This window comes from Vibrio sp. Isolate24, assembly GCF_022398215.1.
GTDB lineage: Bacteria > Pseudomonadota > Gammaproteobacteria > Enterobacterales > Vibrionaceae > Vibrio > Vibrio coralliilyticus_A.
In genome coordinates this window covers 655,194-676,461 of the sequence record NZ_JAKEUU010000002.1, presented here as the reverse complement: position 1 = coordinate 676,461, position 21,268 = coordinate 655,194, and the positions used below count along the sequence as shown (strand labels likewise).

The 21,268-nt window shown below is 43.7% G+C and carries 19 protein-coding genes; 15 read left to right on the top strand and 4 right to left on the bottom strand.

Annotation, left to right across the window (positions count from 1 at the left end):
- Positions 1-9: 9 nt before the first annotated feature.
- Positions 10-2,037, bottom strand: coding sequence for a methyl-accepting chemotaxis protein (locus L1D23_RS11360; RefSeq protein WP_239866372.1), 2,028 nt, complete (start codon positions 2,035-2,037; stop codon positions 10-12).
- Between the two features lie 95 nt (positions 2,038-2,132).
- Here L1D23_RS11360 and L1D23_RS11355 point away from each other — a divergent pair, with 95 nt between their 5' ends.
- The gene (locus L1D23_RS11355; RefSeq protein ID WP_239866370.1) at positions 2,133-2,645 is read left to right on the top strand and encodes an NlpC/P60 family protein; all 513 of its coding nucleotides are present in this window, start codon (positions 2,133-2,135) and stop codon (positions 2,643-2,645) included.
- A gap of 2 nt (positions 2,646-2,647) precedes the next feature.
- Here the strand turns inward: L1D23_RS11355 and L1D23_RS11350 are convergent, their stop codons facing one another.
- A complete protein-coding gene (locus tag L1D23_RS11350) occupies positions 2,648-2,992 on the bottom strand; it encodes a DUF3802 family protein (protein WP_239837000.1) in 345 nt (114 codons plus the stop codon).
- Positions 2,993-3,345: 353 nt separating this feature from the next.
- Between L1D23_RS11350 and L1D23_RS11345 the strand changes: the two genes are divergently transcribed.
- On the top strand, positions 3,346-4,212 hold the full coding sequence (locus tag L1D23_RS11345) for a fructosamine kinase family protein (protein ID WP_239866368.1): 867 nt from the start codon (positions 3,346-3,348) through the stop codon (positions 4,210-4,212).
- Between the two features lie 280 nt (positions 4,213-4,492).
- The gene (locus L1D23_RS11340; RefSeq protein ID WP_019276122.1) at positions 4,493-4,696 is read left to right on the top strand and encodes a CPXCG motif-containing cysteine-rich protein; all 204 of its coding nucleotides are present in this window, start codon (positions 4,493-4,495) and stop codon (positions 4,694-4,696) included.
- Positions 4,697-4,730: 34 nt separating this feature from the next.
- Here L1D23_RS11340 and L1D23_RS11335 read toward each other — a convergent pair whose 3' ends face one another.
- The gene (locus tag L1D23_RS11335; protein WP_239866366.1) at positions 4,731-5,345 is read right to left on the bottom strand and encodes a riboflavin synthase subunit alpha; all 615 of its coding nucleotides are present in this window, start codon (positions 5,343-5,345) and stop codon (positions 4,731-4,733) included.
- 178 nt (positions 5,346-5,523) lie between these two features.
- Here L1D23_RS11335 and L1D23_RS11330 point away from each other — a divergent pair, with 178 nt between their 5' ends.
- Both L1D23_RS11330 and L1D23_RS11325 read left to right on the top strand, forming a co-directional pair.
- Complete coding sequence (locus L1D23_RS11330) at positions 5,524-6,894, top strand: MATE family efflux transporter (RefSeq protein WP_239837006.1); 1,371 nt, start codon at positions 5,524-5,526, stop codon at positions 6,892-6,894.
- Between the two features lie 88 nt (positions 6,895-6,982).
- Positions 6,983-7,978 (top strand): DUF3080 domain-containing protein, encoded by a 996-nt coding sequence (locus tag L1D23_RS11325; RefSeq protein WP_239866364.1) that lies wholly within the window; start codon positions 6,983-6,985, stop codon positions 7,976-7,978.
- Here the strand turns inward: L1D23_RS11325 and L1D23_RS11320 are convergent.
- The gene (locus tag L1D23_RS11320) at positions 7,968-8,828 is read right to left on the bottom strand and encodes a DNA ligase (RefSeq protein ID WP_239866362.1); all 861 of its coding nucleotides are present in this window, start codon (positions 8,826-8,828) and stop codon (positions 7,968-7,970) included. The two genes, L1D23_RS11325 and L1D23_RS11320, sit on opposite strands and share 11 nt — an antisense overlap.
- A gap of 290 nt (positions 8,829-9,118) precedes the next feature.
- Here L1D23_RS11320 and L1D23_RS11315 point away from each other — a divergent pair, with 290 nt between their 5' ends.
- The 10 genes from L1D23_RS11315 to L1D23_RS11270 all read left to right on the top strand — a co-directional run bounded on the left by L1D23_RS11315 (position 9,119) and on the right by L1D23_RS11270 (position 21,264).
- A complete protein-coding gene (locus L1D23_RS11315) occupies positions 9,119-9,436 on the top strand; it encodes an STAS domain-containing protein (RefSeq protein WP_239866360.1) in 318 nt (105 codons plus the stop codon).
- Between the two features lie 41 nt (positions 9,437-9,477).
- Entirely contained in the window at positions 9,478-10,317 is an 840-nt protein-coding gene (locus tag L1D23_RS11310; RefSeq protein WP_239866358.1) for an OmpA family protein, read from the top strand.
- A complete protein-coding gene (locus L1D23_RS11305; protein WP_239866356.1) occupies positions 10,292-12,397 on the top strand; it encodes an SLBB domain-containing protein in 2,106 nt (701 codons plus the stop codon). The genes L1D23_RS11310 and L1D23_RS11305 overlap by 26 nt, the downstream gene beginning before the upstream one ends.
- On the top strand, positions 12,397-13,092 hold the full coding sequence (locus L1D23_RS11300; RefSeq protein ID WP_239866346.1) for a chromosome partitioning protein ParA: 696 nt from the start codon (positions 12,397-12,399) through the stop codon (positions 13,090-13,092). Before L1D23_RS11305 ends, L1D23_RS11300 begins: the two co-directional genes overlap by 1 nt.
- Before the next feature lie 9 nt (positions 13,093-13,101).
- Entirely contained in the window at positions 13,102-13,902 is an 801-nt protein-coding gene (locus L1D23_RS11295; RefSeq protein WP_239866344.1) for a phosphate/phosphite/phosphonate ABC transporter substrate-binding protein, read from the top strand.
- 22 nt (positions 13,903-13,924) lie between these two features.
- Positions 13,925-16,219: a response regulator gene (locus L1D23_RS11290; RefSeq protein ID WP_239866342.1), complete on the top strand. Its 2,295-nt coding sequence runs from the start codon at positions 13,925-13,927 to the stop codon at positions 16,217-16,219.
- 21 nt (positions 16,220-16,240) lie between these two features.
- Positions 16,241-17,728 carry a sigma-54 dependent transcriptional regulator gene (locus L1D23_RS11285; RefSeq protein ID WP_239866340.1) on the top strand — a complete coding sequence of 496 codons (1,488 nt, stop codon included), beginning with the start codon at positions 16,241-16,243 and terminating at the stop codon, positions 17,726-17,728.
- The gene (locus tag L1D23_RS11280) at positions 17,706-18,773 is read left to right on the top strand and encodes a glycosyltransferase family 4 protein (protein WP_239866334.1); all 1,068 of its coding nucleotides are present in this window, start codon (positions 17,706-17,708) and stop codon (positions 18,771-18,773) included. The genes L1D23_RS11285 and L1D23_RS11280 overlap by 23 nt, the downstream gene beginning before the upstream one ends.
- A 99-nt stretch (positions 18,774-18,872) precedes the next feature.
- Positions 18,873-20,075 (top strand): glycosyltransferase, encoded by a 1,203-nt coding sequence (locus tag L1D23_RS11275; RefSeq protein WP_239866333.1) that lies wholly within the window; start codon positions 18,873-18,875, stop codon positions 20,073-20,075.
- Positions 20,068-21,264 (top strand): glycosyltransferase, encoded by a 1,197-nt coding sequence (locus L1D23_RS11270; RefSeq protein WP_019275180.1) that lies wholly within the window; start codon positions 20,068-20,070, stop codon positions 21,262-21,264. Before L1D23_RS11275 ends, L1D23_RS11270 begins: the two co-directional genes overlap by 8 nt.
- Positions 21,265-21,268: the final 4 nt, after the last annotated feature.

The following is a 21,268-nucleotide window of genomic DNA, read 5'->3' as shown; positions in this document are numbered from 1 at the left end:
ATCTTATAATTAATGAAGAATTTTATATTTATGAAGCATTGACTGTTGATGCCCAGCAATGTCTGCCACTTGCTCTGAGTTTTCGACCATAGATTCGAGCTGAAGCTTGGTTTGCTCTCCCTGATCCGATACATGAGTGATGGACTGGCTTACATCCGCAGTTGCCCTCTCCTGTTCTTCTGTCGCTACAGTAATTTGCTCCACTCGAAGACGTATCTGATCCACCGCTTGCTCGATATCTGCGAAGGTATTTTTCACTTGCTCACTAGACTCCAACGCATAAGTCATTTCTTCACGACTGGCTGATACTGCTGTACGTGACTTTTCAGCTGCTGCTACTAACTCATTCATTCGATCACGTATGTTTGATGTTTGCTGGGAAGTATCACTGGCAAGCTTACGAACTTCGTCGGCGACAACCGCAAACCCTCTACCCTGTTCACCAGCTCTGGCGGCTTCAATAGCGGCATTTAACGCCAATAAGTTGGTGTTTTCAGCAATACCAGAAATCATATCAACCATTTCACGAATCTGTTTAACTCGGCTATCCAATTCCACCATAGAGTCTTCATTGACATTGAGTGTCCCTTCTAAAGATTGCAGCCTACTCTGGTTCTGTTCAATGACGCTGACACCATTACTCGACAGTGCAGCAGCTTGCTGAGATTCTGTGTAAGACTCATTCGTTACAGTCGCTATTTCTTTGATCGATGCTTCGAGTTGAGTAACAGTCGCCACCATACTGGCTAAAGATTCATTTTGTCGAGCTAAGCTCAGGTTTGATTGTTCGGCCGCATCATGGCTAATTTCAGCGGTCTGATAAAGCGTTTCGCAATTTCGAGTAACTGTCGATATAGAATCTCGAGTTGACTCAATAACCTGATTAAGTTTTCGGGCAACTTCCTTCATTTCAAAAGGTCCGATCAATTGCACAGCACTCGTTAGATCGTGTTCTGTCAGCTTATTCAAGCTTTCTTTAATATTATTAAGACCGCGATTTATCCAAGTGCGTAAAGAGGCCCACGACACTACAATGATGCCAACCAGAACCAAACTACTCACAATAAGTATTGTCGTCATTGAAGAAATAGTGCCATTAACAACAGCTTTACTGTCATCAATTAAGTCTTCCGCAGTATGAGAAATATTGTTAAGCAATGTAATCGTCTCATTTGCTAAGATTGCGGCTTGAGCAATTTGAGCTCTTTGTTTTTTTACCAACTCTAACTTGGTTAATATTTTTTTCAGTACCCCGGATTCAGAAAAACCAGCTTGAACCATATCGTAGGGGGCAATTAAGCTCGCAAACTCTTTAACATCCGGATGCCACTCCGCAAAGTCATCAAACGCCAGATTGATCCCTGCAATTCGACTTCGCATTTCTTTGTATTCAGACATCGCTTTGTTTAAGTCTGTTTGCATCATAAGCACTAAAAATGTGCTCTCCATTGAGCTTGCACTGGCAATGAACCGATTCGCCGCATCCGATGACTCAGGGTTATCCACGGCAAGAAATGAGCTAATACGATTCATTTCTGGGCCAATCGAACTGAGCCCGTATCGAAACTCTGTCACTTGAGCATCAATACTTGACTGCATTGTGAGTAGCGACGACTGTGTCATCAATATATTGCTGGTTAATTTAGACAGCGCGTCAACATTTCCTCTCAGAGCCAACTCCTGCTGCTGGGATATCGCTTGGTTAAAATTTGACGATATTTCAAATACTTGCTCTGCGAGCCCCAAGGTTTCATCTACGCTGCTTTCGGCTTTAGCCTTTATCGCGTTGAGCTCTTCAATGTCACTGGCTTGAGAACCATAACCTAACTGTTTGACCTGCTCCAAAATACTCTGTGTCAACTTTGCGTTTGTCATGGCTAAAGGCAGGGCTTGATCTGAAAGAGTGTTAAATTGGGCACCGACTCTCTCAATGCCTCTTAAGCTAGTGACAGATAAACCAATGACCAGTAAGGTAATCGTTAAAAAAACGACACTGATAGTTTGAATGAGTGAGTAACTCGTCTTTTGTTTGGGCATAAACTTGAACCAACATCATACAAAAGTTTAATCAGTGTGCGATTTTATGTAGACAATATGACAGGCAAATGTCATCAACAAATGGAATAAGCACCATGAATAGAGTTGCTTCGCAATTTTTGAAGGCTTTTTTAATTGTCCTCTTATCGGGTTGCTCAAGCCCACCACCCTCTGAAAGTTTTAATGACTTAGGAGCGACTCAAGTACTCAGCTCTTACGAAAAAAATGTTCAACAAGAATTTCTTGATGTCTATCGCGGTTGGAAAGGTGTCCCTTACCGGTTAGGTGGAAATAGCTACAACGGCATTGACTGTTCAGCCTTTGTTCAAATCGCTTACAAAGAAGCACTTAACATTCATTTACCACGGACAACATTAGCCCAAGTCAATATTGGTAATGAGCTGAATTACGAGCAAGTCAAGGTGGGAGATTTGGCTTTCTTTAAAACTTCAAGCAAAGTTCGTCATGTCGGTGTTTACATAGGCAACAAGCAGTTTATGCATGCTTCGACTTCGAAAGGTGTCATTATTTCAAGATTGGATAACCCTTATTGGGCATCAAAGTTTTGGCATTTCAGACGGGTTGCCACGCCGTCTGCAATTGATTGAAATTAGTCGTATTTAGCGACTGCGGAGTCAAATAAGTTTTTCACCAGAGCGATATACTCGTCAAGGAAAGCAATCTGCTCGTTTGTTGCAGGTTTAGCCCATACACCAGCTAACACTTCGCTCAAATCTTCAACCACCGAGTCGGCCTCTTTAAGCAGTTGGAAGCGAACGCTTGAGTGTAGCTCTGGGTTTTGCTCAAAAATGGCCATGATGTTACTTGCTACCATATCGGTAACCACATCTTCGACACTTTCAGCACCTACGTCTCCATCTTCAGATGAGAAGACATCAAGATTAAATGCCAGATGCTCAATAAGTGCTAGGTAGCCATCGGTTTCAACAACCACTGTCGTTCTCCATTCGTTATTCTGTTTTGCGAGTCACTTTCTAATACTAAGACATATCAATGAGTTTTCACAACTCAACTCGACTCGGATACTCATAAAATTCGAACGTTGGTTATACCTCAGTTCACGGATTTGACTTAATTCGCGACTGATGGCTTTGAACTAGGATCAAGTTTTATCGAGCGAAACCATTTTACTCACTAACCCTCACCATATGGATATGACCAAGCTCACAAATTAATAAGCTTAATGAAAACCTCAACTAAATGATTGAATTTTTTGCAGTCTGATTCAGAATTAACCAGCGCCTTATTCTACAATGTTAATACTCAACTGCGAAAACGGATCGAGATATGTGGCAAGCCATCACTAAACAACTGTCTGAAACACTCTTGTTTTCTTTTGATATTGTCGAAAAAAATCGTCTCAGTGGCGGTGATATTAGTGACTGTTACATGATTAGCGATGGTGAGCAGCGCTATTTCGTTAAGATCAATCAAAGAGACTTTTACCCTAAATTCGAAATAGAAGCCGAAAATATCCGCATATTAAGAGAAAGCTCCAGCGTTTTCGTTCCTGAGCATATACTCACAGGTAAGTGTAAAGAACATGCCTTTATTATCTTAAATTATTTACCGACTAAACCGCTCGACGATAGCAGTAACAGCTTCAAGTTCGGTCAACAACTTGCCAAACTTCATCAATGGGGTGAGCAAAGAGAGTACGGTTTTGACCAAGATAATTTCATTGGTTCAACCTTGCAGCCCAACAAATGGGATAGAAAATGGGGGCGTTTTTTTGCTGAGCAACGGATTGGCTGGCAACTTCAACTTATGAAAGAAAAAGGCGTTACTTTAGTCGATATTGGTGATTTCACTCGCTTGGTTCAAGATAGGTTATGCAATCATCATCCTCGTCCTTCTTTACTGCATGGCGATCTTTGGCACGGTAACGTTGCAAACTCGGTTTTTGGGCCTATTTGTTATGACCCAGCTTGTTATTGGGGAGATAGAGAATGCGATATCGCAATGACGGAACTGTTTGAAGGTTTTCAACCCGAATTCTACCAAGGTTATGAGAGCGTCCTGCCATTGGATCTAGCCTATAACGAACGCAAAGATATATACAATTTGTATCACCTACTCAACCACTACAATCAGTTTGGTGGACATTATCTGGATCAGTGTGAAAGGACAATCAATAAAATACTGACTTATTAATCATGATAGTTTTCTTATTTAACAATCAGTTACATACATCCATTAGCGAAGCTGTTAATACTTATTCCAACACCGAGCTCTATCTTGGTGTTTTTTATTAGCCACCTCAAACTTTGCACTTAATTTACGTCTATAACTAACTTAACGACTTAAGATTAATGTGTCGGAGCCACAAAGAATGGATTGCCATACCCCAACAAAATCGACAAACACCAATATTCCACCCACGGGTATGGATGGCTTAGGCATTGATCTCATCAAAGACGTAAGGAAGAGAGCTATGCGAAAATACACTGAAAAAAGAGTTACCTGCCCTCACTGTGGGCACTCGATTGGTATCACTTTAGATGCGACCAACGGGAGTCAAAACTTTTATGATGACTGTCCTGCTTGCTGTAATGCCATTCATCTCAGCATGATGGTTAACGAACAGTTGGACGAAATAGAACTCTCAATTGACGCTGACGACGAGCAAATTTTTTAAAAAAAGCGCCGTTAGGCGCTTTTGTACATCTCAACTAAAGGAGTTTCTTAGCCGCTAGAACACGTTCTACCGAATCCACAATAGCCTGTGTTTGCGGGTCAAACTCAACATTCACTTTATCGCCCTTTTGGCGCTGACCAAATAGCGTTCTTTGCAAAGTTTCTGGAATCAAGTGAACTGAAAAGCGATTCCCTTCCACTTCACCAATCGTTAACGAGCAACCATCAAGCCCAATAAACCCTTTAGGTAAAATATATCGCATGTTTTCTTCAGGAAGTTCAAACCACACGGTACGGTTATTTGGTGTATCGATCACATCTGACACTTCAGCAGCTAAAGCAATATGCCCAGACATAGTGTGGCCACCAATTTCATCACCAAACCTCGCCGCACGTTCGATATTGACAGCATGACCAACTTCTAATTCACCTAGGTTAGTTAACCTCAGAGTCGACTGAATCAAATCAAAAGACACATTTTCGCCTTCGATTTTCGTCACTGTCAGGCAACAGCCATTATGAGCAACCGAAGCACCAATAGATAAGCCTTGGCTCATTGAAGAATCTAATCGAATAACATGAGTTTGAAACGACTCTTTCTTTTCAATGGCAATCACTTCTGCCATTCCCTGAACAATTCCAGTAAACATTGCAAATTCCAGCAGTTTTTCGTGGAGGTTAGTGTGACATTTAATTATCATTTAGCACAACAGCACCATGTATAAATTATCGATAATAATCTGGTGCTCTCCTCTTTGATTTTCGAGTTGATTCCATAGTTTGATTCTGCAGAAATCAAAACACTTTTGCTTTCATTGGAGTTTTTACGTGCATCGATACAAACAAGAAGCGAATACCTTGGTCAAACTGGCAACACCGGTATTGATCGCCTCTGTCGCCCAAACGGGCATGAGCTTTGTTGATACCGTCATGGCTGGTGGCGTCAGTGCCATAGATATGGCTGCCGTATCCATTGCTTCAAGCATCTGGCTACCTTCTATACTTTTTGGTGTAGGCTTATTGATGGCGTTGGTTCCGGTCGTCGCCCAGCTCAATGGCTCTGGTCGCCAGATTAAAATTCCATTCGAAATACAACAAGGCATCGCGATGGCTCTACTCATCTCGATTCCAATCATTGGCGTATTATTTCAAACCAAAGCCATCATGGGTTTGATGGATGTCGAACAGCTTATGGCAGAAAAAACCAATGGCTACATGCATGCAGTTATGTACGCCGTACCTGCCTTTCTATTGTTCCAAACACTGCGAAGCTTTACCGACGGTATGTCGCTGACCAAGCCCGCAATGGTTATCGGATTCATTGGTCTACTGTTTAACATTCCACTTAACTGGATCTTTGTTTACGGTAAATTTGGCGCACCAGCACTTGGTGGTGTAGGCTGTGGTGTTGCGACAGCCATCGTTTACTGGCTGATGTTCTTTATGCTGTTGTTTTATGTCATTACATCAAAACGCGTTGCACACATTAATCTTTTCGGACAGTTCCACAAACCTCAACTGAAACCCCTTACGCGCTTGTTCAAACTCGGTTTTCCAGTGGCTGCTGCGCTCTTTTTTGAAGTTACCCTATTCGCTGTCGTTGCCCTACTGGTTGCTCCGCTTGGATCATTGATTGTTGCAGCACACCAAGTCGCCATTAATTTCTCTTCGTTAGTGTTTATGTTGCCAATGAGTATTGGCGCAGCAACCAGTATTCGTGTCGGCCATAGTCTTGGGGAAAACAATGTTGAAGGGGCAGCGATTGCGTCTCGCGTTGGCATCATTGTGTCGGTCGCTTTGGCTCTTTCTACTGCGCTCTTAACCGTGCTGTTCCGAGAACAAGTTGCGTTACTTTATACTGACAACCGAGCGGTCATTGATATTGCTTTGCAATTGTTATTGTTTGCTGCAATTTATCAGGTCACAGATGCCGTTCAAGTTGTCGCGGCTGGTGCATTGCGCGGTTACAAAGACATGGCTGCTATATTCAATCGTACTTTTATCGCTTACTGGATCTTGGGCTTACCTATTGGTTACATCTTAGCTATGACGGATTGGATTGTTCAACCTATGGGCGCGCATGGCTTTTGGATAGGTTTCATCATTGGCCTATCTTCCGCTGCACTTATGCTCGGTCTTCGCCTTCGGTGGATGCATAGGCAACCTGATAACATTCAGTTGGAGTTTGCCTCCAAATAACAGTGAAAGGTCAGCCATGCTGACCTTTTTTGCATTTTACACGTAGACTAATAGCAGACCTTAATTATTTTTATTACACAACCAACGTATGCGTTTCTTATTTGTTTTTATATTAACTCTATCCCTGACAGCATGTGATTGGCTAAAAGATCCAATAGAGGTAAGTCTAGATACCTACCTAGAGCGTATTGCTAATATCCAAAACCGCGACGCGCCCTCAATGCCAGCCAACATCAATATTCTGCTCCCAGAGAAGCGAGAGTTACTCATTACGATACCCAGTATCAGCATTGGCTTACTAGACAGTTATGAACTGCGCAAATGTGGGCTATTTAATCTGGTCGCGGAGAAAAATTCAGTTCTTGGTAAGGTACAAGACCAATTTCGTAACTTCGATTATCAAATCAAACTCAGCTACGGTATAGAACGTTGCTTGATGAGCACTGATATTTCACAAGCACTGAAAGCACAATTAACCCCAATCAAACAGCAAAAACTCGATCAATTGCCCGAACATTTTGCAAACTTAGCCTTTACTAGCGAAGCAATGCGTCATCAACTGGAAGCGACGGAATGGCTTTCGATTGAACATGGCAGAAGTAGCACTCAAATAATGCAAGCCATTAATCATATTGATTGGGGCCATGCTGCCAGTAAAGCTTTAAGTGACGGTGACACCCTAAACGCACTCACACCTTATCAAGAAGCGTTAGAGAAACATCCTGTTCTCGGCCCACTCAGTTATTCAATGCTTAACGCCAGTAATAAACTTAATATTGTCACTCAACAGCTTAAAAATCACGACGGGACCATTCTCTGTAGCCGAGGAAGAAACACTACGAAATTTCGTTATTTAAGAAATGTATTTAATCAATTCTATATTGGTGAAATACAGCCATATCTTGCCAAAATTGACAGTATGTATAACGAACTCAACCCTATGATTGATTTTGTCGAAAGCGGCCATCCCAATTATCAATACCCTATTAGGCAATATCACCAAACGTTCAGGCGCGCGACTAAAGAGCATGTTCAATATTGGCAAGGCTTATTCAAACGTTGTGGAGCGCCACCTACTCGCTGACGTAATCAGGCCTCTCTCTCATATAGCGAGCAAACTTTGGAATACCATTTTGTGTATAACCGTTGTACCTAAATGTAATGGTTGAACCGAGCTTTGGTGGATGACGGCGCTGCTCATCACTAAAGCCACTGCCGATATAAAATTCCAAGCCTGAGTTCAACTGAATGAGTAAGGCGCCCATCTTACCGCTGTACTTCCCCTTACCCACCTTATAACCCACTACAATGCCTTCGGCATCCTGATGCTTCTTCATTTTGAGTAAATCACTGCTGCGACCGGCTTGATAACGACTAGTGATTTTCCTTAACATTAGCCCTTCCCCCTTTTGCTCACTGACATTGTCGAGAAAGTGAAACAGTTCTTGCTCTGAGTGAATTGGAGTATGTTCAATGAGTTTAATGTGTGAAGTCTTCAGCGTATGGACTAAATGGCGAATATTGTAGTAACGCTTTTGATAGTCACCAGCAGCATAAGGCATATCAAACAACATGAAATCAATCTTTTGCCAGGATACATCTAACGGCTGTGCATCTAATACCGTTTTTTGAACAATATGAAAATTCCCTCGCCCAGCCCAAAGCTCGCCTTCTACTGCATAATCCGGTAGTGGTTTGATGAACCAGTCAGGCGCATGAATAATCTTCCCATTTCGAGTCGTAAGCTGAGTGCCATTCCAGATTGCTCTGATGCCATCTAGTTTTTCACTTTTCCAATAATCTTCGACATTAGTACCATATTCATAAGCATTGGCTTGAGTGACAGGAATAAAGCCGTGTGAGTAGTGAGCATCCGCCAGAGCATTAAAAGAAAGCACCACTCCTATCGCAATACGGGTCAATTTTATTTGCATCCTTACCTCCAAAATCTCCATTCAAAGTGATTTTCAGGGCTTGGGACATAAGTTCAATCAATGCCAACTGACATTACGAGTGACCTCAAAAGTTACTTAGACCTATAAAGGTATCAGTTACAACATCCAGTAAACCATTTTTACTTACAGGCATGATTCTCAGTCTGAGAAAACGTATTTCTCAAATTGAGAATCATAACAAGCCACGACATAAGTCATTGATTTTATTATGGATATTTTCTGGCACATTACGTGCTCTTCTTAAGGAAACTGACTGAGGAGATATCGTCATGGAACTACGTAAAATTGAACTCACTAATGAAACTCTTACCCTTCAAATTGATGGCAACCTAGATGCTGAAGGCAGCCGATACGCTCAAAAGCACATTGATGAGATTATTGCCGCTCAGCATGGCGAGGTTGAAATTGATTTTCGTAATGTTCGCTTTCTTGATTCTTCCGGTGTCGGCGCTCTGGTTTACCTTTACAAACGCTTAGTAGAGCGCGAGCGCCAGATGCGCATCGAGAATGTCACTGGTCAGCCACTGGAAATTATCAACCTACTTCGTATCGACAAAGCTATCCCAGTGAACTCTCAAACTCACTAAAACAACAATTGAGATCTCACCCACTAACTAAGGAAGTTGGCATGATTAACTACATAAAGCACATAGCCCTAATTGTACCCATCGTAAGCGTGATTGGCTGTAGCAGCTACCCTGAAGCCGGACGTGGAGGCATTGCTGAGCAATACATCCAATCAAACTTCACTCCTGTTATGCCAGACGAACCACTCGGCCCAGAGCATGGCTTGCGCTTTGACTGGCAACTGGCAAAACTTCATCTCGATGCACTCGTCCGCGAGGGGGCCCGTTGGTGCTTCCCCGCCGCCGTCGTTCAAGCTATCGAAAAACAGAACAGAATCGCTAGAGAATTAGAAGGTGGTTTGTTGCTAGATGCAGCCAACGATATCGTCATTCAACGCAGACGATTAGACGAACTAGAGCGACAGCTAGATTACGTCACATCTCAATCTAAATGCGTTCCACCGCATGATGAATTCTCATTCCAACAACAATTGGCCATCATCGACAAACTCTACAATCTGTTAAACGTTGATAACCAATTTGCCTTCAACTCAACAGAAGTTAACCCGAAATACATGGGTCACCTTGCGCAAGCAGCCAACATTTTACGAGAGCATAAATCGCTACATTTGACCGTTACCGGCCATGCCGACTCGGTCGGGGACGAGCTAGAGAATCAGCAGCTTGCAATGGGTAGAGCAAAACAAGTGAAACGTTATTTAACCATTTTTGGCCTAGAGCCGAAAAGAATAGAAACGAAATCTCTCGGTGAATCCCTCCCGCTTTTTGAAGGTGAATCAGATGGCGTTCGACTCACTAATCGCAGAGTCAGCATCGAGGTTGTTGAAACCAACGAGCTTGCAGAGAACAAATTGAATGGAGGCTACTCTCATGTGGAATAAATTTATCTTAATCACCCTAGCTTGTTTGTTCACTGCCTCTGTTAATGCCGAAATAGAACGCGTGCAGGTTGGTGATATGATTCAGGTTAACCTGCCAGGCGAAGAAACACTAAATAAAGGATTCCAAGTCGACAAGCGAGGCCGAATCAGCCTACCAGAAGTTGGCGCACTCTACGTCGCTGGATACACTGAAAGCCAGTTGCAGCAATCCGTGCTCAACGCGTTAAGCAAAGTCTATCGAGATCTTTCTACTGCATCGGTTTACATTTCAGAGCAACAAGTGCTTATCTCTATCCAGGGTTACGTAAACTCCCCCGGTGAGTATACTTTGTCGAAAAGCGCAGATGTTCAAATGGCGCTCCATGCTGCTGGCGGACTTCGCTCGGGTGCACAGTTGAACAACCTGCTTCTCAAGCGTGGAAAGGACAAGTTTCCGTTTAACTACAAACGGTTTTTGGATACGGGCGATGAGTCCCTGCTACCTAAGCTTAAGTCTTTGGACACTATATTCGTTCCTGCCTCACCCTTGGTTGGCAACATTGAGCAACAGTTTGATGCCAGTAAGTTGGCGAACTCCGGTGATAGTGCAGACAACAGAACCGCGATTAAAGTGTTTGGTGAAGTCAATGCCCCCGGCTCCTTCACATTCAAGAATACTGCCGACTTAGTCGATATCCTGATGCGCGCTGGTGGTGTGACCCGGTACGCTTCTGTGGAACAGATTCGTGTTATCAGCAACAACAAGCCTCAAATTTTCAACCTGAAAGAGTATTTAGATAGCGGAGATACCTCTCTTCTTCCTAACCTTCAGCCAGGCACTACGATTTTCGTCCCTAAACAAGAAGAAGAAATTCGTGCAGGCTCAAACGTTATTTACATCATGGGAGAAGTCAAACACCCAGGTGCTTACGAAGGTAAGAAAGGCGCTTCTTTCATGGACATTCTGGCTAATGCAGGCGGTCCAACTCGTTATGCAGAATCTCGCCAGATTCGTCTTATTAAGGCAAATGGGCAGGTCATCAAGTTTGATCTAACCGCCTATACCGAAGGTTTAACGACTCAAACACCTCCTCAGATCCATGCTGGCGATGCGATTTTTGTCCCCGAAAAGACCGATATGAACGAGAAGTCATGGCTAAAAATTTCGCCTGATCGTGCTGTTAATGTCATTGGTGAAGTAGTTCGCCCCGGACGTATCGAATGGTCAGACGAAATGGATATGATGCACCTACTTGCACACGTTGGTGGACCGACTCTTCGTGCAGACACGTCCAAAATAGAAGTAGTGACACCTAACGGAAAAATGAAAACGTTCAACCTTGACGAGTTTATCTTGAATGGCGCACCTATGGCTGAGCTGCCTGTCATCAGCGCTGGTACCATCATTCGCGTTCATGACTTACCCCAAGATCCATCTGACAATAAATCCCAATGGGTACGTCAGAGCTCAGATGCATCTATATACGTCTTCGGCCAGGTCAATGCTCCGGGTCGCTACCGCTTTACCAAAGAGATGCATTTTCTGGATATCTTGTCTGCGGCAGATGGCCCAACCAAAGATGCCGACATTCATAACATCAAAATTACCCACAGAGACAAAACGTATTCGAAGGTCAGCAAGCTTAACTTGTCACTGTATTTCGAAACTGGCGATGAAAGCCTGCTGCCCAAAGTCACTATGGGTGACACGATTTATATCCCAGAAAAAGACAAGATCTGGCTGGACACAAGCAAAGAGTCAACAGTACGAGTGTTGGGTGCTGTCAATAGCCCGGGTCGCTATGTATTTGACGACAACATGACAATCCTAGACATTCTGGCGGAGGCAGGCGGCCCCTCTGACAGAGCCTATTTAGAGAAAATCTCCATCGTCAATATGTCTTGCTGCCAAGGGCAGGCACGTACTTTTGACTTAATCGACTTCAGTAAAACCGCCAATATTTACAAGCTTCCAGTACTACGCGCAGGCGATACGATTTACATTCCAGATCGCAGTGAGAGCTTTTTTGAAAAAGCACGAGTAGGCCTTGAAGACATCCTACGCTTGACGACCACCATTGTATTGATAGGAGCACTGTAATGATGATTCCTGCTACGTTAACCGAGGTAGAACATATCTATCTAGCCGCTGAATTGGCCGAGGCACGTTCAATCTGCCTAACGGGCTGCAATTCAGGTGACGGCGTCACGTCAATTGCTTCTGCGTTAGCGGAGCGTTACTTACTCGGTGGGCACAAAACTCTTCTGGTGGATCTGAACTTATTCCACCCTGCGTTTGAGCCCGCTCTTGGCAATGCAGTTCAAAGTGAGGATATTGGAGTGCTACTGGAACATAAATCATCCCGACAGCTTTTCACAGGTTTACCTGTGCCAGAGCAGACCTCGACTCTCCTAGCCTATAAAGATCCAAGTGTTTTGAGCAACTCGGTAGATAAATGGTTGCAACACTACGATAGAGTCATCTGCGATACCTCGCCTTTGCTGCATGTAAACCGAGGGAATATCCCCGCTCAGGTCGTCGCCAGCGCATGTGACCAAACAGTATTAGTGGTCATGGGAGGGAAAACATCAACCGGTCAAATCCAAAAATCGCAACAGCTTCTCCAAAGCCCGAAAATCTCACTACTAGGCTCGATTTTGAACTTAAAGAACCAGGCAACGTTAGGACAGGAAATGGCTCGAGAGATCCAGAGGTTGAGATTTATTCCCCAGTCGTGGAGGGAGAAATGGGCACAAAAACTTCTCTCCAACGAGTTTCTCTCTCACTCAGCCTAAGGAGCCATTATGAAAAGCTTTACCTTATTCACTATGCTGACACTCCTTTCGCTGCCCTTGTATGCTGAGTCACTGACTTTTGGCATCGTTCCTCAACATTCAGCGAGCAAGCTTGCTGAACAATGGGCTCCTATCATTGAGTATCTCTCAGAGAAAACAGGGCAAAAGATCGTATTCAGTACAGCGCCTGACATACCCATGTTTGAACAGCGTTTAAGAAATGGAGAATACGATCTCGCTTATATGAACCCCTATCACTACACGATCTTCAGCGTATCTCCCGGTTATGATGCTATTGCAAAAGCCAGAAACAATCGACTTAAAGGCATTATTGTCGTACGCAAGGACAGTGGCTTTTCAGCGCCTAAGCAACTCAACAATGCAGAAATAGCTTTTCCTTCACCTGCAGCCTTTGCCGCCACCGTACTCACTCAAACCTATCTAAAACAAAATGAGGTTAACTTTCAACCATTTTATGTGTCGTCTCATGACTCCGTTTACCTATCTGTCGCCAAGGGGTTCTTCCCTGCGGGAGGCGGCATATTAAGAACGTACCTGTCTCTATCGGATGAGATACGTCAGCAACTAACGCCAATATGGACCACCAAAGGATATACCCCTCATGCAATCGCAGTTCATCCCGAACTTGATGCGAAGTTAAAAAATAAAGTTCAGCAAGCGCTTATCGAGTTTGACCTTTCCCCTGAAGGACTAGCGCACCTAGATAAACTCAAGCTCAAAGGTTTTGTTACAGCCCAAGATAGTGACTGGAACGACGTTCGAGCACTCAAGATTACAGTATTGGAATAATCAGCAACGGGAGTGCCATGCTATGTCATTAAGAATGAAAACCATACTTGGGATCGCCTTTATTGAGATCGTTATGCTCGTAGCGCTTACATTGAGTGCAATGAGTTTTCTCTCCAACTCAAATGAAAAGCAACTCATCCAGCGCGCAAACTCGACGGCTTCGATGTTCGCGCACGCTGCTAAGGACGCAATGATTACCACCGACATTGCGACTTTAGATGATTTGGTCAAAGAGTTCATGACCATTGAAGATATTGCTTATATCAGGGTAATGCGCGATGAAAAAGAGCTGTCATGCGATGGAGATAAAGCATTATTGCAACGTACTATGTCGATTGATGACGACTTAAATTCTGTCAATGATGGGATTTTCGACACTCAGGTACAAGTCAAAAGTGGCAATGTAAGTTACGGCACTATAGACATAGGTTTCGAAGTATCTGATATCAACTCTATGCTTACCAGTGCTCAAAAAACAATAATAGGAATAGCTTCCATTGAGGTCGTTCTGGTCGCTATATTCTCTTTTTTCCTCGGAACCTACTTGACCAAAAGCTTAGTAAAACTCATAGAGGCAGCCAATACGGTCAGTCAACACGGCCCGGGATTTCAGCTCAACGATCACTCCAAAGGCGAGCTGGGAGAGGTAGCCAGAGCGTTTGACGACATGTCGATTAAACTCGAAAAAAGCTATCAAGATCTGAAACACGCGCGTTTCGAAGCCGAACAAGCAAATGACTCAAAAAGCCGCTTTTTAGCCTCGATGTCACACGAAATCCGCACACCAATGAACGGCGTTTTGGGTATTTTAAATATTCTTGAAGAGTCAAAACTCACTCGCGAGCAGAAAAAATTGGTCAATACCGCCACCGAGTCAGGACAATTTCTACTCAGCATTATCAATGACATTCTGGATTTCACCAGAATGGAATCCAACACGCTGCGACTTGAGCATAAACCATTTAATTTGCGTCATTGCATTGAAAATGTCGTTGAGACCTTTCAACCATCAGCGAAAGTACGTTCTCTTGATTTAAACTGCCTCATTGATGGTTCTGTTCCCACCAATGTTCAGGGCGATGAAAACCGCGTTAAGCAAATCCTGCATAACTTGCTCGGTAATGCGATGAAATTCACCAAAGAAGGCAGCGTAACTATTCAGGTGGTAGCTGAGATTGATGAAGGTCATAAAGCCAAGATCGTTTGCAGTGTCATAGATACGGGTGTCGGCATTAACCACAACGCAGTGGAATATCTGTTTGATGAATTCACTATGGTTGACCAGACCTATTCAAGAAGCCAGGAAGGCTCTGGGCTGGGTCTCGCAATATGCAAACGCTTATGTGAGTTGATGGACGGTAACATTGAGGTGGAAAGTACACCTTCTATTGGTAGTACCTTCTCCTTCTCAATCAAATTGGAACTCGCAGACCAGTTGATCAGTGCATCCCATCAGAGCACGAACAATAATGAGTTACGAGTATCGGATGTCAGCATATTAGTGGCTGAGGACAACAAAGCCAATCAGCTGGTCATAAGCGAGATGTTTAAGCGCATGGGGATTGCAATGGACATCGCTGAAAATGGCCGCCGTGCTTTAGAAATGGTTGAGCAATACCATTACGACCTTATCTTTATGGATATCTCTATGCCAGAACTTGATGGTATGGAAACCTGCAAAGCTATTCGCTCGATGACGGATGAAACGGCTCGGCAAATCCCTATCGTTGCATTGACCGCCCACTCATTGTCAGGTGATAAGGAGCAGTTCCTCGATGCAGGGATGAACGACTATTTGTCAAAACCGATTCGCTTGTCACAACTAATTGAAAAAATTAATCTATTCTTAAGTGGTGATGCGAACAACTCTGCTGAAAAATCTGATAATTTAAAGATTGAATCGCATACGCAGGGTATTAACAACCATTCTATAAGTCAGGACATACAAGTGGATTTAGAACTCGTCGACGAACAAGTGCTAGAGCAAATGATAGAAGACACCAGTGCTGATGTTCTTCCTATGCTAATTGATCATTACATCGAAGAATCCAATGAGCGCTTGAGTAAGATTTATCAAGCCATGGAAGACCGAGACAAAGAAACGCTTGAGTTTGAAAGCCACACGTTAGGCAGCTCCTCTCTGGCTTTAGGAAATAGGGTGTTATCCAACCTTGCGAGAAAGATTGAGCGCATGTGCTTAGAAAATCATGAACAGCAAGCCTTTGAACTTTCTGAAGAACTAAAAGAACTGGCTGAGAAGTCACTTGCCGCTCTTGAATATAGAAAAACGCTGGGCTTCATCGAACCAGCAGGCTAGATATAACAAGGATGACGTCACATGAGAGCAAAAGTACTACTGATTGAAGACTCCACTTCTCTGGCAGTCCTTTACAAACAGTATGTAAAAGATGAAGCGTTTGACTTGTTTCATGTTGAAACAGGTCGTGATGCCAAAGCATTCATAGAACGAAACGTACCACAACTTGTGATTTTAGATCTCAAGCTTCCGGACATGAACGGTGAAGATATCTTAGACTGGATCAACGAGAATCAAGTACCAACCTCCGTGGTCGTCGCGACCGCCCATGGTTCCGTGGATATCGCGGTCAGCTTGCTTCAGAAAGGGGCTAAAGACTTTCTCGAAAAGCCGATTCAGGCAGACCGACTCAAAACATCGATAAATCTCCACTTACAGCAAGCTAAACTCGAACACTTAGTCGAAGATATCGAAGCGAAATTCGACAGAAATCGCTTCCATGGATTCATCGGCTCTTCTCTACCTATGCAGGGCGTATACAAAATCATCGACTCTGTTGCACCAACAACAGCGAGTGTCTTCATCATTGGAGAAAGCGGCACAGGTAAAGAAGTGTGCGCAGAAGCAATTCACAAAGAAAGTAAACGAAACGATAAACCTTTTATCGCCATCAACTGTGGTGCTATTCCTAAAGATCTTATGGAAAGCGAAATTTTTGGCCATGTAAAAGGTGCATTCACAGGGGCAACTACGGACAGAAAAGGCGCGGCATCTTTAGCTCATGGAGGAACGCTCTTTCTTGACGAGTTATGTGAGATGGAGCTGGAAATGCAGAAGAAACTGCTACGTTTCCTGCAGACAGGTACTTTCACCCCACTCGGGGGTTCGAAAGAAATGAAGGTCGATGTGCGGATAATCTGCGCGACCAACCGTGACCCATTGCTAGAAGTTGAAGAAGGCCGGTTCCGAGAAGACTTGTACTACCGGGTTCATGTTGTGCCGATTGAAATGCCGCCTCTAAGAGAACGCGGAAATGACATCACAACGCTAGCGACTCATTTCCTTAAGCTGTTCGCTAAAGAAGATAGGAAGAAATTTAATGGCATCAACCGAGATGCCGAATCGTTGCTCAAGCGTTACTCATGGCCGGGGAACGTAAGGCAACTGCAGAATGTCATTCGTAACATTGTTGTTCTTAATGATGAACCCAAACTTTCTGTGTCTCACCTACCTGAACAAATTTCAAAAAATAGTAAACCTTCAAGGCCTAAAGTTACACAATCGACAGTCAACCATGAAGTATCAGCTCAAACAGACCCCATCACGCCAGTCGAAATGCCAGCACAAGAGACCGGTCGAATGATTGAGAGTGAGAATCCACAAAATACTATACCAGCTACGATACGTCCGATGTGGCAGGTTGAAAGAGAAACCATTCAACAAGCCATTGATTTTTGCGATGGTAATGTCCTCAACGCAGCAGTATTACTCGAGTTGAGTCCATCAACCGTTTATCGTAAAAAACAGGCTTGGGAAGCCGAAGAAGATGAGCAGCAATACGCGGATTGATATTTGGCTAGTCATCGATAGCCTGACGTTTGGCGGTATTGAAACCTACGTGCTTGAGCTCGCTAAAGGGCTCAAGCATCATGACATAAGTGTTGAGGTGTTGCTGGTAAAACGGTATCAACAGCGTTCCCCCCTCGTAGAAAAACTGGAAAAAGAAGCTGTCCCTTACCAGTACTTATCTGACCAGGCCACTCAACCTTTGTTCGCACTGATCCAAAAAATTAAACATTCACCAACGGCTCTTATCCATGCTCATGGGTACAAAGCGAGTCTGCTGTCTAAATGTGCACGAGTTTTGACCGGAGTAAAACAAATAACCACCTATCACGCTGGCGAAACACCAACAGGTAAAGTCTGGGCTTATGATTTTCTCGATCGCTACACGGCGTTTATTTCTACGCTCTCACTTGCCGTCAGTGAGAAAGTGAGCCAAAAGATCCCAGCGACTACCCTTAGGTTGAATAATTTCATTGATGATTCAAAAGCCAGTGTAAGCACAGGAGAACAGATCGCCTTTGTTGGTCGCCTAAGCCATGAAAAAGGACCGGACAGGTTCATTCGATGCGCTAAAAGCCGCCCAGATTTATCCTTTCACATCTATGGCTCAGGTCCGTTAGAGGCAGAGATCTCTCAATTAGCGCCGCAAAATGTTCAACTCCACGGTCATCAAAGCAACATGGATGTGGTTTGGAAACACATAGGCGTACTTATCATTTGCTCTCGATTTGAAGGTTTGCCTATGGCGGCGCTTGAAGCCATGTCCAGAGGGTGTATTGTCATCGCGTTAAGGGTTGGAGACCTTTCTAAACTGATTACCAGTGGTCAGAATGGATATTTGGTCGATACGGCTGCTCAGATTGCTGATGTTTTACGAACTCTAGAACAGTTAACGGACGACGAAAGACAAAAGATATCTCAGCAAGCGATTTGCACAATTCGAGAACAATTTTCCTCTTCTGCAATCATTCCTAAATTGCTACAACTCTACAAAAAATCTGGTCGTCAATCTGCTTCTCATATTGAGAAAAACACTCTCATAAAATAGTTAAATTATTTTTTATATATTTTTCATATAATTAGTCAAACTTAAATCTTGGCATCTCAATTGCGTTGTTCCTCGTATAAATGGCAAAGGGGAATAACAATGAAGAAAAAAATACTGTTTGTTCACTACGGAAATGACTGGATTCGCGGAAGCGAGCAGTGCCTCATTGACCTAATGGAACAGTGCTCTGACCAAGGGTTCTCTATACATCTATGGACCAATAACTCTTCTTTGCACCGTTACGCCTTGCGCAACAATATCTCATCCGAAGCTGACGCATTCCCTCTCCTACTTGGCTGGCTCGCCCCCAGATTCAATTTTCTAGGTTGGGGCTACCTGGTCCGTAAAGCTTGTAAAATCCTCCAAAGAGAAAGCATTGACGTCGTTCATGTCAACAGTGGAGCTCCATGTCAATGGATGGTACTCGCAGCCCGAATCAAACAGGTTCCAATGGTGACTCAGCTACACAGCCCCTATCCTGCCAGAGACCGATTAACACTAGGCCTGCATTTATCCCCACATATCATCTCTGTCAGTGAATATGTTGCTAGCCAGCTCAAATCTGAGGGGTACCCTCGTGAGCATTTGTCAGTCATTCATAACGGATTGCATGTTTCTAAACTCGACGAACAACAAACTGTCGAAACGAAAAAAGTACTCGGACTTAACGACGACGACTTCCTTTATGCGACAGTCGGCTCTCTAATTCACCGCAAGGGTATCGATCGGCTTATCGTAGCGTTAAGACATTTGAACTTTGAATATCCGAATACACACCTTTTAGTCATTGGCGACGGTCCACTCAGAAACGAGCTAGAGAAACACGCCAAGAAGTTGTATTTGGAAAACAGGGTTCACTTTGTCGGTGAACAAAACAATGCAGTAGGTTGGTTGAAAGGCTGTGATGCCTTTGTAAGCGGTGCTAGAAGCGAAGCTTTTGGACTCGTTATTGCTGAAGCCGCTGTCGCCAAGATTCCAGTTGTAGCACCCTTTGAAGGCGGTATCCCAGAGTTTGTTCAACATGGTGAAACCGGTATTCTCTACCCCAACAGTGGTGTGGGCCCATTAAGCAAGGCCATGAGAGTATTAGTCGACAACCCTGACTTTGGGCGACAACTCGCCAGTAATGCCAGTGAACACATCGGAACCAAATTCAATGTTTCGCTATCAAGCCATCGTATCATCGGTGTTTACAAGAAAATTATGGTATCCCACCAACCTTCAGTCTCTTTCTGGCGCACATTTATCCCGCTAAAAACCTATTTGGCAAAGCGCATTGCTATGGGAGGTCAGCATGGTTAATTCAAACGTGACAAAAACACTGATCTTCGACCCAATAACATTCAAAGGTGGATCAAAAATCGCCACTGTCGAAGCGTTAAGTTTGTGTCGAGCCGATATCAACCACTTTGTTATCGCCACAGCTGATGTGGAATTCTGGAAGAGCTGTAAGCTTACAGCATCACACTCAGTAGATATAGTTGCATTGCCTCTTATAAAACCATTGGCTAAGCAGCATTACGGCCTCCTATATTGGCTAAGTCAGTGTTATACCGCCTTATGCCTTCTATTTTTCTTGATCAAGTACAAGAGCATTGACAGAGCTATAGGTGCATCTGGGCCCGGTATGGACATGCCACTTTACATTGTAAAGTTATTAAAGAACATTGAATTAGTTCAGTTTATTCATGGACACGTTGGAAATTCAAGGTCTATCGGTTACTGCTTAACTGTTGCTGACAAAGTGTTTTATCTGCCCTCCTGCAGACCAAGTATTTCTGTCGCGCTGAGAACATATCTGGAGCGCAAAACGTCCATAGAAGACTCAGGTTCCCTTGTGGAGATGTATTTGACGTCTCGCAAATACCATACCTTCGTTAACGGTTTACCCGAGGACAGATGGCCAACACGTTGCCAAACAGATTTCCCCGTCTGCTTTTGGGCTGCATCTTTATTAAAATGGAAAGGACTGGACTTGTTTGTCGAGGCACTTAAACATGCTGCACATATCAAACCAATCGCATCTAACATCTGTTACATCAGGCCCGTTGATACAGCCATTCCGACAAGTACCGCGCCCGTTGTAATTAAATACACGAACTGGTACCAAGACCCGCAAGAATTAGACACGATTAGAAGCCAATCCAACATCTTTGTTTCCACCAGCCACAAAGAACCGTTTGGTTTGTCCATTTTAGAAGCCTTAGCTGCGGGGATGTGTGTCGTTATCCCTCAAGATGGTTCTTACTGGGATAAACGCCTGACACACAATCTCAACTGCATCAAATATTTACCTGATGATGCTAACTCGTTGTGTGATGCCCTATTATATGCCGTTAAAGATCGCACCAACTTCAAACGCTGTATTGATAATGGAATGATGATTGCTGAAGAGTATAGAGCAGAACAGCGCTACTTAGACTTTGTTAAAACCATAGACCCTAATCCGTACCTAAAGCTATCTCGTGAGCCTAAACCTCAGAGCCACTAAGGAA

Bases quoted from the DNA above. Each gene is read 5' to 3' on its own strand.
- L1D23_RS11360 (WP_239866372.1), bottom strand. From the start codon at position 2,037: ATGCCCAAACAAAAGACGAGTTACTCACTCATTCAAACTATCAGTGTC.
- L1D23_RS11355 (WP_239866370.1), top strand. From the start codon at position 2,133: ATGAATAGAGTTGCTTCGCAATTTTTGAAGGCTTTTTTAATTGTCCTC.
- L1D23_RS11345 (WP_239866368.1), top strand. From the start codon at position 3,346: ATGTGGCAAGCCATCACTAAACAACTGTCTGAAACACTCTTGTTTTCT.
- L1D23_RS11340 (WP_019276122.1), top strand. From the start codon at position 4,493: ATGCGAAAATACACTGAAAAAAGAGTTACCTGCCCTCACTGTGGGCAC.
- L1D23_RS11335 (WP_239866366.1), bottom strand. From the start codon at position 5,345: ATGTTTACTGGAATTGTTCAGGGAATGGCAGAAGTGATTGCCATTGAA.
- L1D23_RS11325 (WP_239866364.1), top strand. From the start codon at position 6,983: ATGCGTTTCTTATTTGTTTTTATATTAACTCTATCCCTGACAGCATGT.
- L1D23_RS11320 (WP_239866362.1), bottom strand. From the start codon at position 8,828: ATGCAAATAAAATTGACCCGTATTGCGATAGGAGTGGTGCTTTCTTTT.
- L1D23_RS11315 (WP_239866360.1), top strand. From the start codon at position 9,119: ATGGAACTACGTAAAATTGAACTCACTAATGAAACTCTTACCCTTCAA.
- L1D23_RS11310 (WP_239866358.1), top strand. From the start codon at position 9,478: ATGATTAACTACATAAAGCACATAGCCCTAATTGTACCCATCGTAAGC.
- L1D23_RS11305 (WP_239866356.1), top strand. From the start codon at position 10,292: ATGGAGGCTACTCTCATGTGGAATAAATTTATCTTAATCACCCTAGCT.
- L1D23_RS11300 (WP_239866346.1), top strand. From the start codon at position 12,397: ATGATGATTCCTGCTACGTTAACCGAGGTAGAACATATCTATCTAGCC.
- L1D23_RS11295 (WP_239866344.1), top strand. From the start codon at position 13,102: ATGAAAAGCTTTACCTTATTCACTATGCTGACACTCCTTTCGCTGCCC.
- L1D23_RS11290 (WP_239866342.1), top strand. From the start codon at position 13,925: ATGTCATTAAGAATGAAAACCATACTTGGGATCGCCTTTATTGAGATC.
- L1D23_RS11285 (WP_239866340.1), top strand. From the start codon at position 16,241: ATGAGAGCAAAAGTACTACTGATTGAAGACTCCACTTCTCTGGCAGTC.
- L1D23_RS11280 (WP_239866334.1), top strand. From the start codon at position 17,706: ATGAGCAGCAATACGCGGATTGATATTTGGCTAGTCATCGATAGCCTG.
- L1D23_RS11275 (WP_239866333.1), top strand. From the start codon at position 18,873: ATGAAGAAAAAAATACTGTTTGTTCACTACGGAAATGACTGGATTCGC.
- L1D23_RS11270 (WP_019275180.1), top strand. From the start codon at position 20,068: ATGGTTAATTCAAACGTGACAAAAACACTGATCTTCGACCCAATAACA.